The organism is Chryseobacterium sp. (assembly GCF_029240215.1).
Lineage (GTDB): Bacteria > Bacteroidota > Bacteroidia > Flavobacteriales > Weeksellaceae > Chryseobacterium.
This window is the reverse complement of the sequence record NZ_JARBTK010000001.1, coordinates 680,409-696,458: the sequence shown is the minus strand read 5'-3', so window position 1 is coordinate 696,458 and position 16,050 is coordinate 680,409. Positions and strand designations below refer to the sequence as shown.

At 35.3% G+C, this 16,050-nt stretch carries 11 protein-coding genes; 8 read left to right on the top strand and 3 right to left on the bottom strand.

The window, feature by feature from the left end:
* Positions 1 to 166 precede the first annotated feature (166 nt).
* Together K0R77_RS03080 and K0R77_RS03075 are read left to right on the top strand one after the other, a co-directional pair.
* Positions 167 to 2,791: a GEVED domain-containing protein gene (locus tag K0R77_RS03080; RefSeq protein WP_300347446.1), complete on the top strand. Its 2,625-nt coding sequence runs from the start codon at positions 167 to 169 to the stop codon at positions 2,789 to 2,791.
* Positions 2,792 to 2,933: 142 nt separating this feature from the next.
* Positions 2,934 to 4,898, top strand: a complete 1,965-nt coding sequence (locus K0R77_RS03075) for a T9SS type A sorting domain-containing protein (RefSeq protein WP_300347439.1) — start codon at positions 2,934 to 2,936, stop codon at positions 4,896 to 4,898.
* 282 nt (positions 4,899 to 5,180) lie between these two features.
* On the opposite strand, the gene K0R77_RS03070 is transcribed toward K0R77_RS03075, so the two are convergent.
* Positions 5,181 to 6,008, bottom strand: coding sequence for an ion transporter (locus tag K0R77_RS03070; RefSeq protein ID WP_300347434.1), 828 nt, complete (start codon positions 6,006 to 6,008; stop codon positions 5,181 to 5,183).
* 63 nt (positions 6,009 to 6,071) lie between these two features.
* On the opposite strand from K0R77_RS03070, the gene K0R77_RS03065 reads away from it, so the two are divergent.
* Both K0R77_RS03065 and K0R77_RS03060 read left to right on the top strand, forming a co-directional pair.
* Entirely contained in the window at positions 6,072 to 7,169 is a 1,098-nt protein-coding gene (locus K0R77_RS03065; protein WP_300347424.1) for a Nif3-like dinuclear metal center hexameric protein, read from the top strand.
* A 2-nt stretch (positions 7,170 to 7,171) separates the two neighbouring features.
* Complete coding sequence (locus tag K0R77_RS03060; RefSeq protein ID WP_300347404.1) at positions 7,172 to 7,948, top strand: hypothetical protein; 777 nt, start codon at positions 7,172 to 7,174, stop codon at positions 7,946 to 7,948.
* A 245-nt stretch (positions 7,949 to 8,193) separates the two neighbouring features.
* On the opposite strand, the gene K0R77_RS03055 is transcribed toward K0R77_RS03060, so the two are convergent.
* Entirely contained in the window at positions 8,194 to 9,972 is a 1,779-nt protein-coding gene (locus tag K0R77_RS03055; RefSeq protein WP_300347396.1) for a long-chain fatty acid--CoA ligase, read from the bottom strand.
* A gap of 241 nt (positions 9,973 to 10,213) precedes the next feature.
* Between K0R77_RS03055 and K0R77_RS03050 the strand changes: the two genes are divergently transcribed.
* Both K0R77_RS03050 and K0R77_RS03045 read left to right on the top strand, forming a co-directional pair.
* Entirely contained in the window at positions 10,214 to 11,353 is a 1,140-nt protein-coding gene (locus tag K0R77_RS03050; protein WP_263001303.1) for an acyl-CoA dehydrogenase, read from the top strand.
* Between the two features lie 33 nt (positions 11,354 to 11,386).
* Positions 11,387 to 11,752 (top strand): hypothetical protein, encoded by a 366-nt coding sequence (locus K0R77_RS03045; RefSeq protein ID WP_300347385.1) that lies wholly within the window; start codon positions 11,387 to 11,389, stop codon positions 11,750 to 11,752.
* A 212-nt stretch (positions 11,753 to 11,964) separates the two neighbouring features.
* Here K0R77_RS03045 and K0R77_RS03040 read toward each other — a convergent pair whose 3' ends face one another.
* Complete coding sequence (locus tag K0R77_RS03040; protein WP_300347382.1) at positions 11,965 to 12,903, bottom strand: DUF4349 domain-containing protein; 939 nt, start codon at positions 12,901 to 12,903, stop codon at positions 11,965 to 11,967.
* A gap of 220 nt (positions 12,904 to 13,123) precedes the next feature.
* Between K0R77_RS03040 and K0R77_RS03035 the strand changes: the two genes are divergently transcribed.
* On the top strand, positions 13,124 to 13,618 hold the full coding sequence (locus tag K0R77_RS03035; protein ID WP_300347375.1) for a hypothetical protein: 495 nt from the start codon (positions 13,124 to 13,126) through the stop codon (positions 13,616 to 13,618).
* A gap of 16 nt (positions 13,619 to 13,634) precedes the next feature.
* Entirely contained in the window at positions 13,635 to 16,004 is a 2,370-nt protein-coding gene (locus K0R77_RS03030; RefSeq protein WP_300347369.1) for a reprolysin-like metallopeptidase, read from the top strand.
* Positions 16,005 to 16,050: the final 46 nt, after the last annotated feature.

The window sequence follows — 16,050 nt, the reverse complement described above, 5'->3', positions numbered from 1 at the left end:
TGGCCATATGGCTGCCTCTTTTCTTTTGTACAATTAATAAATTAAAAATGCTGCTTTTTTTTAATTTTATTTATATCGTTATTGTTTATATGATAAAAATGTTATTGTTTTGGTAACTCGAAAACTTTATCTAATTTTAATTATCAATTTAAAAAAATAACTGTTAATGAAAAAAGCTTACTTTTTTGTGCTTCTCCTTTCTGCGATTGGAATAAGTGCTCAAACCTATTGTACTCCGGATTATCAAAGTGGATGTAGTGGTGGGGATCAAATAGATGATTTTACAATCTCTACTTCAGGATTCAGTCATCTTGGTACTGGGTGCTCATCAGGAACCTATGGTGATTATTACGCAACGCAAACCATTACGTTAGCGCCTACCGTTACATATTCTTTTTCTGCAACACATAACTACGAAGGTCAGTTTGTGAAAATTTGGGCAGACTTTAATAATGACGGTACTTTTGATGAATCGACAGAACTGATTGGTTCAGGATCAAGTGGCAGTACGATGACTACAAATGGTACAATTACTTTACCTGCTGCTGTTACGGCAGGAACGTACAGACTCAGAGTTGCAGACCGTTGGAATATTGATCCAATACCTTGTGATACTAGTGGTTATGGAGAAGCGCATGATTATAAACTTATTGTGACTGCGCCGCCTACTTGTATTGCGCCATCAAATTTGACTACCTCAAATATAACCGCAACCAGTATCGATCTTTCATGGACAGCGCCTTCTACGCTACCGGGATCAGGCTATGATATCTTCTATAGCAATGCAGGGGTTATACCAAATGCGACAACAGTTCCAAATATGACTTCCTCTGTACCGAGTGCTACAATAACTTCATTAACTCCGGGAAGTAATTACTGTGTTTGGGTACGATCAAAATGTACAGCGACTGATGCAAGTGTATGGATCAGTAGCTGTTTTGTTACCGCTTGTGTTGCTGCAAACGTTCCTTATTCTTTAGACTTTGAAAATACAACACCTCCGGCAATGCCTATTTGTACGGCTGTAACAAATGCAGGAAACGGTAATAACTGGACTGTAAGTTTTGATCCTGGAAATGGTTTCACAAATAATACATTAGCGTATAACTATAATTATCAGGAAGCAGCTAATTCGTGGTTCTTTACTCAGGGAATTAATTTGGTTGCTGGTACAACTTATAGAATAAAGTATAACTATGGGAATAACAGCGCTAGTTATTCTGAAAAAATGAAAGTTACTTACGGCAGTGCAGCAACTCCTGCATCACAGACTAACGTTTTGCATGATTATACCAATATTATTGACGTTTTGAGCCCAGTTACAGATTTTTATACATTTACTCCTTCGTCAAGTGGTGTGTATTACTTTGGATTTAATGTTTATTCGGATGCAAATATGTTTAATTTGTATGTTGATGATATTCTTGTAGAAGTTAATCCTTCTTGTGTTGAGCCAACTGCTTTGGGTATGACAGCGGTTACCGCATTTACTGCGACAGCATCATGGACCGCTTCGACCCCTGCGCCATCCAATGGATACGAATATTATTTATCAACAACCAATACGGTTCCAACTTCAACAACGGTTTCTACGGGAACTGCGAGCAGTGCCACTGTCGATCTTTCATCATTAATTTCATCCACCACATATTATGTATGGGTACGATCAGTATGTACTGCGACAGATAAAAGTGCATGGTCTTCCGCTGCTACTTTCACAACTGAATCTTTCTGCCCGGTTGTTACGGGGCCTGCAGATGGAATTACCAATATGTCAGTAACCCCTACGATCAATTGGACAGCTATGACTGGAGCTACAGGTTACAGGATTACGGTAGGAACTACATCGGGAGGTTCAGATGTTCTTAATAATATTGATTTAGGGAATGTTACTTCTTACACGTTTACTGCTCCTTTATCTAATAATGTTGAGTATTTTTACATCGTTAATGCTTATGGGGCAGGTGGTGTTACGTCAAATTCTTGTTCTGTAAGAAGTTTCACTACAGCATGTGCAGCGATTACTCCAAATTATACAAATGACTTCACAAGTATTACAACATCTTGTTGGGGGCAGGCTTCAGGAGGTTCTGCAAGTGGCGGATCAACGGGTAATAATGATCATTGGGTTGAAGATGGATTCCTTAATAACGGTACAACAGGAGCAGCTAAAATCAATTTATATTCTGATAATAAAACCGGTTGGTTAATATCACCTACTTTCAATTTATCAGGAGCTTCTTATGACGTGAAATTTGATTATGGAATGACGGCGTGGGATACAACAAATGCTTCAACTCTGGGATCTGACGATGTGATACAAGTTTTGATGTCAAATGACAACGGATCAACCTGGACGGCTATTCAAACATGGAATGCATCTACAGTTATCTCAAATACTTCTACTCAGTTTACATATACTGTAACTGGTGGAACTAACCAAATGAAATTTGCTATTTTCGCTACGGAAGGTACAGTAGATGATCCAGAGGATAATGATTTCTTTGTTGATAACTTCGCAGTTACCCAGTCTTCTTTGTCTACAGTAGAAAATACTTTAACTAAAAATAACATAAAAGCATATCCTAATCCATTCTCAGATGTTTTAAATATCTCAGATGTGAAGGATGTGAAATCAGTTTCTGTAGTTGATATTGCAGGTAGAGTAGTTAAAACATTTGAGAAACCGAGCTCTGATCTTCAATTACGCGAATTAAATTCCGGAATGTATTTAGTGGTACTTACCATGATTGACGGCTCTAAGCAAACAATCAAAGTAATTAAAAAATAAATACTTAAATATTTATTTAATTTAATAATGACGGTCTTTTGATCGTCATTATTGTTTTTGTAACTAATTATTGTTGAAAAATTCAAATCATAAACCATTAAAATGTTATAAATTCGTATTCATATAGTTAATGTGTTCGGTTATGAGAAAAATTTTACTTTTATGCCTGTTTTTATTAAATATGGCTTTAAATGCCCAAATTACTTTGGGTGCAGGAAGTACTACAGTCGGGGTTGCACCAATAAGTACTTATTATGAATACTCGTATGTTCAGCAAATCTTCACAAAAAACGAGATCAATGCGAATGCGGCAGGAAATATTACAGGTCTTAAGTTTTATCTGAGTCCGTCATCGAGTATTACCAATTCTTCAAGTTGGGTAATATATCTGGGAACCACTTCAAAAACTACTTTTACATCCAGCTCAGACTGGATTCCTGTTTCTCAGCTCACGCAGGTTTTTTCAGGAACGGTTACGAATGTAAACGGAGTCGTGACAATTGTTTTTCCAGTGCCTTTCGCCTATAATAATTTGAATAACTTGGTAGTTGCTGCCGAAGAAAATTCTGCAGGCTATGATGAGAATGGTTTTGATGATGCTTTTTATGGGTATGATTCCACTCCGGGTTCAATTCTGTATTATCAGAATGATAATACGAATCCAAATCCTTCATTTCCTCCGGGTGGATCTTTAGATAACAAAAAATCTGTGATTACTTTTAATGGTTTAAATGCAAGTTCAACTATTGCTTGTCCGGATGTTGCTTATCCTTCCAATAATGCAAATTATATCCCGTTGTCACCGACTATCGAATGGAATACAGTTGCGGGAGCAACAAGCTATAAAGTTTCTGTAGGTACAACGAGTGGTGGTTCAAATGTCGTCAATCAACAATCTGTTACTACCAATAGTCTTTTACTTCCCGTAACTTTAGCGTCGAACACCATTTATTATATAAAAGTAGTTGCAGTAAACGCTTCAGGAGAATCACAGGGATGCTCATCAGTGATGTTTAGAACAACACCGGGACAGCCTGCAAACGATGAATGTGCCAATGCAATTACATTAACTGTTAATCCTAATGCAGTCTGTACGGCTTCTACACAAGGCTATACTTTAGGAGCAACAAGTTCAGGACTAGCTGCCGCTCCTTGTTATGGAGATCCTGATGATGATGTCTGGTTTAAATTTGTCGCTACATCAACTTCACATAAAATTTCTCTTAATAATATTGAATCCATAGGTACAACAAATAATGATGATCTTTATTTTCAGGTTTTTAGCGGAACTTGTGGTAATTTGAACAGTATTTTATGTTCCGATCCGGCTTCTTCTATGGTTACAGGATTGACTGTTGGAGCAACTTATTATGTCAGGGTTTACAGTTATGATGGTGCAGGAAGCAATCAGAGTTTTGATATCTGTGTAGGAACGATTCCGCCACCGCCTGCAAATGATGCGTGTTCCGGAGCTTTGTCTGCAACTTCTTTTCCATATTCTTATACTCAGAATGATGCTTTAGGAGCTACTAATAATTCAGGATTTTTAACAACCTGTACAGATGGAATGAATGACGGAACATGGTTCAGTTTTGTAGGACATGGAGGGAATGTTGATGTTATCGTATCATTGCCAACAGGAAGTTCTTTTGATCCGCAAGTAGGTGTGTTTACAGGAAGTTGTTCCTCACTTACTTGTATAGATACTGAAGACAGTGGCGGTGATGGCGAAACGGAAATACTTTCTGTACCTACTATTTTAGGAACTACATACTATGTAAACGTTGGCCATTATGACGATACTGAGAATGAACTGGAAGACACTTTCACAATTAATATGGTGTCAGATTTCCTCGCAGCTACAGAAATTTCGCAGGTAAAGACGAAAGTGAAAGTTTATCCAAACCCATTTTCTGAGGTGATCAATATTTCGGATGCTGAAAATATAAAATCTATTTCTGTGACAGATATGGTTGGAAGGACTGTGAAAACTGTGGAACATCCGGATTCAGTTATTCATTTAAATGATTTGAAATCCGGGATGTATATTGTAACTTTGATAATGAAAGATGGTTCTAAACAATCCGTAAAAATTATTAAAAAATAGATCGAATCAGATAAAAAGTAAAAAAGGATGCAGGTAAATAATTAACTGCATCCTTTTTTTATGTGTAAAATTGATTTTATTCTGAAGGCGGTACTGGTTTTATGTCTCCCGTGTTCATAAGGTCAAATACTGTAGGGAAAAACATAACGAGTATAAAATAGATAATGATCATTAAAATAACTAAAGCGAATAAGATAATCACTAAACTGTTGGGCTTGTTTTTCTTTTGTGGTTCCATGATTTTTTAGATATTTAGATTAATATATTATTTGATAAGAGATACTATGCTAATTTCTTGCCACATTGTTTGCAATACCTAGCATCATCATCAATATCTTCATTTCCGCACCGTTCACAGATCAATTCCAGGTTCTGTCTTTTGTTTCTCATTTCGGCAGTGACAATTCCTGTAGGAACCGCAATGATAGAATAACCAGCCAACATGAGTATCACCGCAAAGAATTTTCCCATCGGTGTAATTGGAGAAACATCTCCGTAACCTACAGTCGTTACTGTTACTACAGCCCAATAAATCGATTGCGGAATCGTCTCAAAACCTGGTCTTCCGCCTTCCACCATAAACATTAGCGAGCCGACGATAACCGAAAATATAATTAAAAATAAAAGGAAAATATAAATTTTTCTTGAACTGTTTTTTAAGGCTCTCATTATCACAAAGCCGTCATTCATAAAATCCAGCAAATTAAAAATCCTGAAAATCCTCAGCATTCTCAGCATTCTGAAAATCAGAAAATATTTGGTAACAGGAAAAAAGAAGCTCAGATAAAAAGGAACCAGTGAAAGAAAATCTATAATCCCAAAGAAGCTGAAAATATAGTGCTTTTTATTTTTTACAACAGCTATTCTCATCCAATATTCTGCAGTAAAAATTACAGAAATGATCCATTCACAAATAATAAAATAAACATGAAACTTTTTGTCGAGCTTCGGGATACTTTCCATCATAATGATAGAAGTGCTCACGAGAATAAGAGAGAGAAGTGCAACGTCAAACAATTTGCCCAGTTTTGTATCTGAGCGGTAAATCACGCGGTACAGGAATCTTTTCCAGAGCTTATCTCCCGGAACAAGATTGTGTTCTTTCTCCATGATCAGAGTTTTTTTTAAATTTAGCAAATTATCCCTATTTTCGTAACAAACATACATAATAAAATGACAATACAAAAAGTAATTGCAGAGATAGAAAAACACATTGCCATTTCACAGGCAGAAGACTTTGATAACGTAGGACTTCTTTGTGGATTACCAGAACGCAACGTTTCCGGTATTCTGGTTTGTCATGATGCCCTGGAAAATGTTGTAGATGAAGCAATTCACAGAAACTGTAATTTAATTGTATGTTTTCATCCGATTATTTTTTCTGGTTTGAAATCTCTGACCGGTAAAAATTATGTTGAAAGAGCTGTTTTAAAAGCAATAGAAAACAAAGTGGCGATTTATGCCATCCATACAGCTTTTGACAATGATTTTCATGGAGTGAATGCCGGAATCTGCAATCTTTTAGGTTTGAAAAATCTGAAAATCCTTCAGCCTAAAAAAAATAATTTAAAACAATTGACCGTTTTTGTTCCAAAAGATCATTCTGAGAATGTAAAAGAAGCACTTTTCTCTGCAGAAGCCGGAAATATCGGATTTTATGACGAATGCAGTTTTAAAATAGAAGGAAAAGGAACTTTCAGACCGATCGAAGGTTCAAATCCTTTTTCTGGAGAGCAAAATGTTCGTGAAAATGCCGACGAAGAAATGATTTCTGTGATTTTTGAATCATTTAAACAAAATCAAATTGTTGCTGCCATGAAATCTGCACATCCTTATGAAGAAGTAGCACATCAGATTTATCAGCTGGAAAATGATAATCAATATTCAGGATTGGGAATGTACGGCGAGTTTGAAACTGAAGTAGATGAAAAGGATTTCCTGAATTTTGTAAAGGAAAAATTTAATTTAAATATCATTAAACATTCAGATTTAAACAATAAAAAAATCAAAAGAGTAGGTGTTTTGGGCGGCTCCGGAGCAAGCGGGATAAAAGCTGCACTTTCAAAAAAATGTGATGCTTATCTTACGGGAGATCTCAAATACCACGATTATTTTCTGGCAGAATCTAAAATGCTGATTTGCGACATCGGACATTACGAATCGGAGCAATTGGTAAGTCAACAATTATTTGAAATTTTGTCACAAAAATTTAGTACATTTGCAGTCTTAAAATCTAGTGAAAAAACAAACCCAGTAAATTATTTCCTATAGATATGGCAAAAATCACCGAAATTTCAGTTGAAGAAAAATTAAGAGCTTTATACGATTTGCAAATCATCGATTCAAGATTGGATGAGATCCGAAATACAAGAGGAGAGTTGCCAATCGAGGTTGAAGATCTTGAAATTGAGATTGAAGGCCTGGAAAAGAGAGCGGAAAAATTTCACGCAGAGATTAAAGAGCAGAATGATCAGATCAGCAACAAAAATGAGGTGATCAACCACGCAAAAACTTTAATCGATAAATACAAATCTCAACAGGATAACGTAAGAAACAATAAAGAATTTGAAGCTTTAGGAAAGGAAATTGAATATCAGGAACTTGAGATTCAGCTTTCTGAAAAAAGAATTAAAGAATTCGGAGCTAAGATCGGTCACAAAGAAGAAACTTTAAACGAGTTGAATTCTAAAATCGATGATCTTAAAAATCACCTTAAATTCAAAAAAGAAGAATTGGAAGGTCTGATCTCTGAAACTCAGAAAGAAGAAGAGTATCTGATCACAAAATCTGAAGAGTTTGCTTCTAAAATCGACGAAAGATTATTGGCTTCTTACCACAGAATCAGAGCTAATTCTTCCACAGGTCTTGCAGTTGTAGGTCTTGAAAGAGGTGCTCCGAAAGGTTCTTTCTTCACAATTCCGCCACAAAAGCAAATGGAAATTGCTCAGAGAAAGAAAATCATCATTGATGAGCATTCAGGGAAAATTCTTGTTGACGACGAGTTAGTAAACGAAGAAACTGAAAAAATGAATGCTGTAATTAAATTCTAATAAAATTTAATTCAGATTCTTTTATAAAAATAGAAAACGGCTTCAAATTTTTGAAGCCGTTTCTGTTTTACACTATGTTTGTCATTCCGGAGGATCTAGGCAATAAATCTAAAAATACTGCTTAGATTCCTCCGGAATGACAAAATGGACGTTTGATCGTTTTTATAAAGTAAAACATGATGAATTTGTGTAGGAATTAAGAAATAAAAAAACCGCTTCAAACTGAAACGGTTTCATTTATTTATTTAATCATGATGATCATACATCTTATCGTAAAGATCTTTGAACTTCTCTTTTACGGCTTTTCTTTTCAGTTTGAGAGTAGGAGTGAGAAGTCCGCTTTCAATGCTCCAGACTTCAGGAGTAAGCTCGATTTTCTTTATTTGCTCCCAATTTCCTAAGTGCTCATTGATGTTATGAATTTCTTTCTCAATTCTTTCTTTCAGTTCGGGGCTTTTGGCAATTTCCTGTGGAGTAGATCCGATGTTGAGGTTGTTTCTCATTGCCCAGTTTTTGGCAAATTCAAAATCTGGCTGTACAAATGCACAAGGCATTTTTTCGCCATCACCAACAACCATTACCTGCTCTATAAATTTTGAAGCTTTGGCTAAATTTTCAATCGTTTGAGGAGCAATATATTTTCCTCCGGAAGTTTTAAACATTTCCTTTTTACGGTCGGTGATCTGTAAAAATCCTTCACTGTCGATATGTCCGATATCTCCGGTTTTGAAAAATCCGTCTTCTGTGAATGTTTCTTTAGTTTGTTCTTCGTTTTTAAAATAACTTTTAAATACAGAAGGCCCTTTTACGGTAATTTCACCGTCTTCCTGAATTTTTACCGTTAAATTATCTAAAGGATGTCCCACAGTTCCCACTTTCATTTTTCCAAAAGAGTTTACTGAGATTACGGGTGATGTTTCCGTTAAGCCATATCCTTCAAGAATCGGAATTCCCGCATTTTGAAACATTAAATTTAATCTTGTTGATAAAGCTGCAGAACCTGAAACTAAAGTGATGATCTCACCTCCTAAACCTTCTCTCCACTTTTTGAAGACCAGTTTGTCGGCAATAATTTCAGACAGACCTGAAGGTTTTGTAACTTCTTTCTTTTTCTGAATTAAATTTAATGCCCAGAAGAATATTTTTTGTTTTAAACCACCTGCCGATGAACCTGTGTTGTAGATTTTGTCATAAACTTTTTCTACCAAACGAGGAACAACACTCATGTAATGAGGTTTTACTTCTTTTACATTTTCGCCCATCTTATCAATACTTTCAGCAAAATAAATTGAAAAACCATTGTATTGGAACAGATAAAAAAGCATTCTTTCAAAAATATGGCAGATCGGCAAAAAGCTTAAAACCCTTGTATCTTTATAATCTAAACTTTTCTTTCTTGGGATTCTCGGAATTGAGCCTAAAACATTCGAAACTATATTTTCATGGGTCAACATTACACCTTTCGGTTTTCCTGTTGTTCCGGAAGTGTATATTAAAGTTGCCAGATCTTGAGTGTTGATGGCTTTCGAAAGGTCTTCCACCTCAATTTGGGTAGAATCGTCTTCACCAAGATCCAGAATTTCTTTCCAGTTTGCTGCTCCTGTGACGTTGTCAAACGTAAAAATACCCTGCAGAGATGATACATTATGTTTGATCTTCATCACTTTCGCAAGAAGTTCCTTATCTGAAACAAAACAGTATTTTATTTCAGCATTGTTGAAGATGAATTCATAATCTTCCGGCGAAATACTTGGGTAAACCGGTACAGAAACTACACCAATCTGTGATAGTCCAAGATCCATCACAGCCCATTCTGTACGGGAATTAGTTGTAATCAAAGCAATTTTATCTCCGGGTTTTATTCCTAGTTTCAAAAGACCTCTTGAAATCTTGTTTCCCTGATTGATAAATTCCTGTGTTGAGGTTTTTTGCCATTCTCCCTGGTGTTTTGTGGCAAACATAACATCATTGGGAAATTTTTCTAAAGCAAGGTGGGGTATATCGAATAATCTTTTAATTGACATAATTTATTATATATTTAGTAAAGAATTTAAATATAAGCATTTTTTTTAATTATAAATTTAGATTTTTAAAATAAATAATTAAGTGCAAAAAGATCAGATGTATACAGAAATTTTTAATATTTATTTCAATGATAAAAGCCTATCAATACAGTGAAATTTGAAGTTCACTATACTAAGTTCTCTTAGTATTTTCAGATTTCGTTAAAAAGTGTAAATTTACGACCATCTAATTATAATTTTTATGGACTTTAATTTATCAGAAGAACAGCTGATGATTCAGCAGGCAGCAAGAGATTTTGCACAAAACGAGCTCTTACCGGGAGTAATAGAAAGAGACCGTGACCAGAAATTTCCTACTGAGCAGGTGAAAAAAATGGGAGAAATGGGGCTTTTGGGAATGATGGTTGATCCTAAATACGGCGGAGCCGGGATGGACAGCGTTTCTTACGTTTTGGCAATGGAAGAGATTGCAAAAATTGATGCTTCTGCAGCGGTTGTAATGTCTGTAAATAACTCATTGGTTTGTGCAGGTCTGGAAAAATATGCTTCTGAGGAACAAAAAATAAAATATCTTACACCTCTGGCAAGCGGTCAGGTAATCGGAGCATTTGCTTTGTCTGAGCCGGAAGCCGGTTCTGATGCAACTTCTCAGAAAACTACTGCAGAAGACAAAGGAGATTATTATCTTTTAAACGGAGTTAAAAACTGGATCACCAATGGTGGAACAGCTTCTTATTATGTTGTAATCGCACAGACAGATCCTGAGAAAAAACATAAAGGAATCAACGCTTTCATCGTAGAAAGAGGTTGGGAAGGTTTTGAGATCGGACCAAAAGAAGATAAATTGGGAATCAGAGGAAGTGACACGCATTCTTTGCTTTTCAACAATGTAAAAGTGCCTAAAGAAAACAGAATCGGTGAAGATGGTTTCGGGTTCAATTTTGCAATGGCTGTGTTGAATGGTGGTAGAATAGGGATCGCTTCTCAGGCTTTAGGAATTGCTTCCGGAGCTTACGAAATGGCTCTTAAATATGCCAAAACAAGAAAAGCTTTTAAAACTGAAATTATCCATCATCAGGCAATTGCTTTCAAATTGGCAGACATGGCAACTCAGATTACAGCTGCAAGAATGCTTTGCTTTAAAGCTGCAGTAGAAAAAGATGCCGGTAAAGATATTTCAGAAATCGGAGCAATGGCAAAATTGTATTCTTCTCAGGTTGCAATGGATACTACGATTGAAGCTGTACAAATTCACGGTGGATACGGATATGTAAAAGAATATCACGTAGAAAGGCTGATGAGAGATGCGAAGATCACTCAGATCTATGAAGGAACTTCTGAAATTCAGAAAATTGTAATTTCGAGAAGCATTTCAAAATAATCAACGTAAATTTAAAAACACTAAATATCTTGTATGAAAAAATCTTGGTTAATCACTTTGGGAGTCATTTTACTTCTTGTGGGAGTTTTTATCTGGTATAAATTTTTCTTCGTTTTCGGAGAAGGTGTGAAATCCGGATACCTGAATTATGCCATCAATAAAGGCTATGTTTTTAAAACCTATGAAGGCAAACTGATTCAGGAAGGTTTCGGAAGAGGAAAAACCGGAACAATAACAAGTTATGAATTTGAATTTTCGGTACAAGATCCCGAAATCTTCAAGCAACTGGAGCTCAACAGTGGAAAAACCTTTGATCTTCATTACAAAGAATACAACGGGACTTTGCCGTGGCGAGGAAACACAAAGTATATTGTAGACAAAATAGTGAACATGAAATAATCATAAAAGGCTCTCAAATCGAGAGCCTTTTACTTTACACCAAATCACAAATATATAATATATGAAATATTAAATTCTTTATTCTTTGATTGTATTTACCTTGTTAGGTTAAATATAATCTGGTTTTTATTATAACTTTAACATTTATTGATGCAAATGTATGAGGAATTTCTTTTCGAAAATCATTTTGTCTTAAAATTTTATTAATTTTTTTAGTTGGAATTGTTTCCCGGAAGGTTTTTGTTTTTCTTCTTGTAAAAATAATAGGCAATTCCGGAAATTAAAAATAAAGGCCAAAGCGGAAGAATAAACAGGAAAATAGAAGTGATAACATTCCATCCGGACGCAACTGCAGCCAGTGATTTTGCGCCAAAACTTTCCGGTTGATCTTTTATGGCAAGATTTGAATCAGTTCCGTATAAAGTGATTTCTACATCGCATAAAGTATTGTTGACGAAATCCTGACCTGAAACATCGATGCCTTTATTTTCAACCTCACCAATATTATAACTGAGATCATCCATCAGGTAATCAAACTTCTGGATCGGAACTTTCACTTTCAGATAAGCGATCTTCTTGTCGTTATTGTTGAGAGAAATATTTTCACTTCTGATAAAACCGTCATATTTTTTCACCTGCTCTTTTACGATTTCTTTAGCAGTTTCTGCATTGTTTACATTAAGTTCAAGGATTCCCGATTTCAGCATTTTGTTTTTTGAAACCGTCAAAACTTCAGAATTTGTTTTTGGTTTGTCTTTGTATATGATCTTCGTTTCTTTAATAATTTTCGGAGCAGGTACATTCACAACAATTCTCTCAGTCTTTTTACTGGATGAATCTTTTTTCGCTTCTGTTTTAGATTCAAGCTTCATATGAGCAATCTTTTCAGATAGCGAATCAATACTTTTTGAGGTAGATTCTATTTTTTCGTCTGCTTCACTTTTTGTTTTTTCAAAATCTTTAATTTTAATACTTGCAGAATCCAAAACAGCTTCAGCATTTTTACTTACAGAATTCACTTTGTCTGTAACGTTTGCTAGAGTACTGTCTGCAGAAGGTACAGAGTTTTCCATTTGAGATGTTGCAGCTTCTCCCTTTTTACACATGATAAAAGTGCTGCTCACAGCTACTAATAAAATATACTTTTTCATAAGATTATTTTTTTGTTGAAGTAAAATTAGAATCTTATTGATCCGATGGTTTGTAAATGAAATGTATGATTTTAGTAAAATTTTATAATATTGAAAATCAGTAAATTGTAAATTACTTACAATACTTTTACAAAGATTTATGTTAAATGTTAAAAATGTTAAAAAAAAACTTTCTTTGGAAATATAATAATATTTACCTTTGCTTTTTGAGAGTTTAATAATGAAACGTGCTTGGTTTTTAGTATTATCGTTTTTTATGATTGCTACAGGATACAGTTGCAGAAATATTTCTGCGGTAAAAAGTGATATAAAAGCAGAAACATCAATGAGCAAGCAAGCAGGAAACATAACTTTTTCTGAGGTGAAAAGATCAAACTATAATCTTCCGCTGGGAGAATATAGGGTAATTACAACTTTTAGTGAAACTTTAGATATTTATAGCCAGTTAGCTGATAAGAAGTTTTCGCGATCAGAACCTATACCTACACTTTCTGAAGATGAATTTTTTCTTTTGCTGAAGCCCACATTAATAAAACAGAAATACGGTGACATTGAAGTTATTAAAATGGAGAAAGACAACTCTGTTTTAAAGGTTTATTATAAAGAAATAGGCAACAGTGAATATTCATTAAGCAAACAAAACAATCCCATACTAATCCTGAGAGTAAATGGTGAAATTCCGACAGATGTAAAACTTTTACTCCAGAAAAATTAAAAAAATTGAAAAAAATATGAAGAGAAAACTACTAATTCTGGGCTCCCTGCTTGTCTTATCGGCTACAGGATTTGCTCAGCAAAATCATTGGAAGAAATTTGATTCTAAAGTAAACAGTGAAGTACGTGAGAATAATGTGAGGTTATCTGATTATTCTTTATTTACACTTAATGTCAACGACATTCAGAATCAGCTTAAGAATGCTCCGGAAAGAGAAAAATATCCTGCTGTAAAAGGAGTATTTCTTAATTTCCCAAATCTGCAGGGAGGTTTTGATACTTATGAAGTTTATGAGTCATCAACGATGCATCCTGATCTTCAAAACAGATATTCTGAGGTAAGATCTTACATAGGATTCAAAAAAGATGATAAGTCATCACTGTTGAGATTTACCATAGATCCTTATTTCGGATTCAATGGTATGGTGAGAAATGATAATGGTATTTACTATATCGATTCTCATACCAAAGATAATAATGTCTACAAAATGTATGACAGAAAAAAAGCATCATCACTGAATCAGTTTGAATGTCTTTTTAATGGTGACAGCGACCTGAAAGATGCAGCGGCGGCTGTTGCTCAGAAAACAGTTATTGACGGACTTAAAAGAAAGTACAGACTTTCAATTACAACAACAATAGAATACACTGCTTATATCGCAGGACAGGCTGGTGTGGGTACAGGAACAGATGCTCAGAAAAAAGCTGCCGTTCTTGCGGCTGTTAATTTAGTAGTTACCCGTCTTAATGAAGTTTTTGAAAGGGATATGTCTATAAGGTTACAACTTATAGCCAATACAGATGCATTATTTTTCATCAGTACTGATACTTTTAACACATTGGATGCTGCTCAAATGCTTAATGAGAACATTTCAGTAACCACTTCTGTAATTGGTGCGGCAAACTATGATATCGGACACTTGTTTTTCAGAGCAACGGCGGGTAATGATAACGGTTTAGCTGCTACTCCTTCTGTATGTGGTACCAGCAAAGCAGGTGGTGTTACGGGGTCTGCCATTCCTGTAGGAGATCCTTTCGTGATTGATTTTGTTGCTCACGAAATGGGACATCAATTTGGTGCTAAGCATACTCAGAATAATGGTTGTAATAGAAATGGCCCTACGTCCATAGAGCCTGGAAGTGCAAGTACTATTATGGGATATGCCGGAATTTGCGCACCAAATGTTCAAAATAATAGTGATGCTTATTACCACGCAGTTAGTATAAGAGAAATGTATACAACGCTTACAGGAACAGGATCACCTTCTACCTGTGGTGAAAAAACATCGATAAATAATGCAGAACCAATTGCAAATGCCGGTTTAGATAAAAGTATTCCTAAGAGTACCCCATTTGTTTTAACTGCTTCAGCAACAGATGCAAATAACGATTCACTTACTTATACATGGGAACAGATAGATCCGGGGACTGTTGCTGCTACAGCACCACCAGCTTCTACTCTTGCAGCCGGTCCATTATTTAGATCTTTTAGCCCTACCGCTGTAAATTATAGATATTTTCCAAAATTACCTGTCATTGTAACTCCATCTACATTGAGTACTTGGGAAGTTCTTCCTTCTGTTGCAAGAGAACTTAACTTTTCGGTGTTAGTAAGAGATAATAATTCATTAGGAGGCCAAACTGGTCGTGATGATGTGAAACTAACAGTAGTATCCACTGCAGGACCTTTTGTAGTTACTTCACAGAATACAGCTGGAATTGTTTGGAATGAAGGTCAGTCACAAACAATTACTTGGGATGTTGCGAATACAACAGCAGCACCTGTAAGTACGCCGAATGTAACCATTTTATTATCAAAAGATGGTGGTCTTACATTCCCTACTGTATTGGTGGCAAGTACTCCTAATAGTGGTTCATATAATTATACTGTTGCAGGTGGACTTGGCACTATTACGAATAATGCCAGAATTATGGTGAAGGCTATTGATAATGTATTTTTAAATGTAAATTCACAAAACTTTACCATCAATTCATCAGCAGTTGTAATTCCTCCGGGAGGTGGAAACCCAGGAGGTGGAAATCCAGGAAGTCCAGGAACTCCAAGTGGTCCTCAATCACCAATTTTCCAGGGCATGATGATTTATCCAGTTCCTGCAAATGACGGTTATGTTTACATTAAAACTGATTTCCCACCGAAGTTTGACGCAAACAGGCTTCCTGCTCCATATAAAGTAACTTATGAAATTTATTCAATGGACGGAAAATTAGTAGTACCAAAAAGAACAAGACATATTTTCTCAAGAACTGTTGATAACAGAGCAGATGAGAAGATTGATTTAAGAACTCTTCCTACAGAAGCTTACATGATTCATGTAACAGTAGATGATGAGAAGATTGTTAAGAAACTATTGATGCTTAATAAATAAAATCTATTATATTAATAACAAGCATAAAAAAACCGTTCATTTGAAC

What these genes read in the sequence shown, in the direction of transcription:
- K0R77_RS03070 (WP_300347434.1), bottom strand. Translation starts at nt 6,008, where the DNA reads ATGGAGAAAGAACACAATCTTGTTCCGGGAGATAAGCTCTGGAAAAGA.
- K0R77_RS03050 (WP_263001303.1), top strand. Translation starts at nt 10,214, where the DNA reads ATGGACTTTAATTTATCAGAAGAACAGCTGATGATTCAGCAGGCAGCA.
- K0R77_RS03060 (WP_300347404.1), top strand. Translation starts at nt 7,172, where the DNA reads ATGGCAAAAATCACCGAAATTTCAGTTGAAGAAAAATTAAGAGCTTTA.
- K0R77_RS03080 (WP_300347446.1), top strand. Translation starts at nt 167, where the DNA reads ATGAAAAAAGCTTACTTTTTTGTGCTTCTCCTTTCTGCGATTGGAATA.
- K0R77_RS03075 (WP_300347439.1), top strand. Translation starts at nt 2,934, where the DNA reads ATGAGAAAAATTTTACTTTTATGCCTGTTTTTATTAAATATGGCTTTA.
- K0R77_RS03040 (WP_300347382.1), bottom strand. Translation starts at nt 12,903, where the DNA reads ATGAAAAAGTATATTTTATTAGTAGCTGTGAGCAGCACTTTTATCATG.
- K0R77_RS03055 (WP_300347396.1), bottom strand. Translation starts at nt 9,972, where the DNA reads ATGTCAATTAAAAGATTATTCGATATACCCCACCTTGCTTTAGAAAAA.
- K0R77_RS03045 (WP_300347385.1), top strand. Translation starts at nt 11,387, where the DNA reads ATGAAAAAATCTTGGTTAATCACTTTGGGAGTCATTTTACTTCTTGTG.
- K0R77_RS03030 (WP_300347369.1), top strand. Translation starts at nt 13,635, where the DNA reads ATGAAGAGAAAACTACTAATTCTGGGCTCCCTGCTTGTCTTATCGGCT.
- K0R77_RS03035 (WP_300347375.1), top strand. Translation starts at nt 13,124, where the DNA reads ATGAAACGTGCTTGGTTTTTAGTATTATCGTTTTTTATGATTGCTACA.
- K0R77_RS03065 (WP_300347424.1), top strand. Translation starts at nt 6,072, where the DNA reads ATGACAATACAAAAAGTAATTGCAGAGATAGAAAAACACATTGCCATT.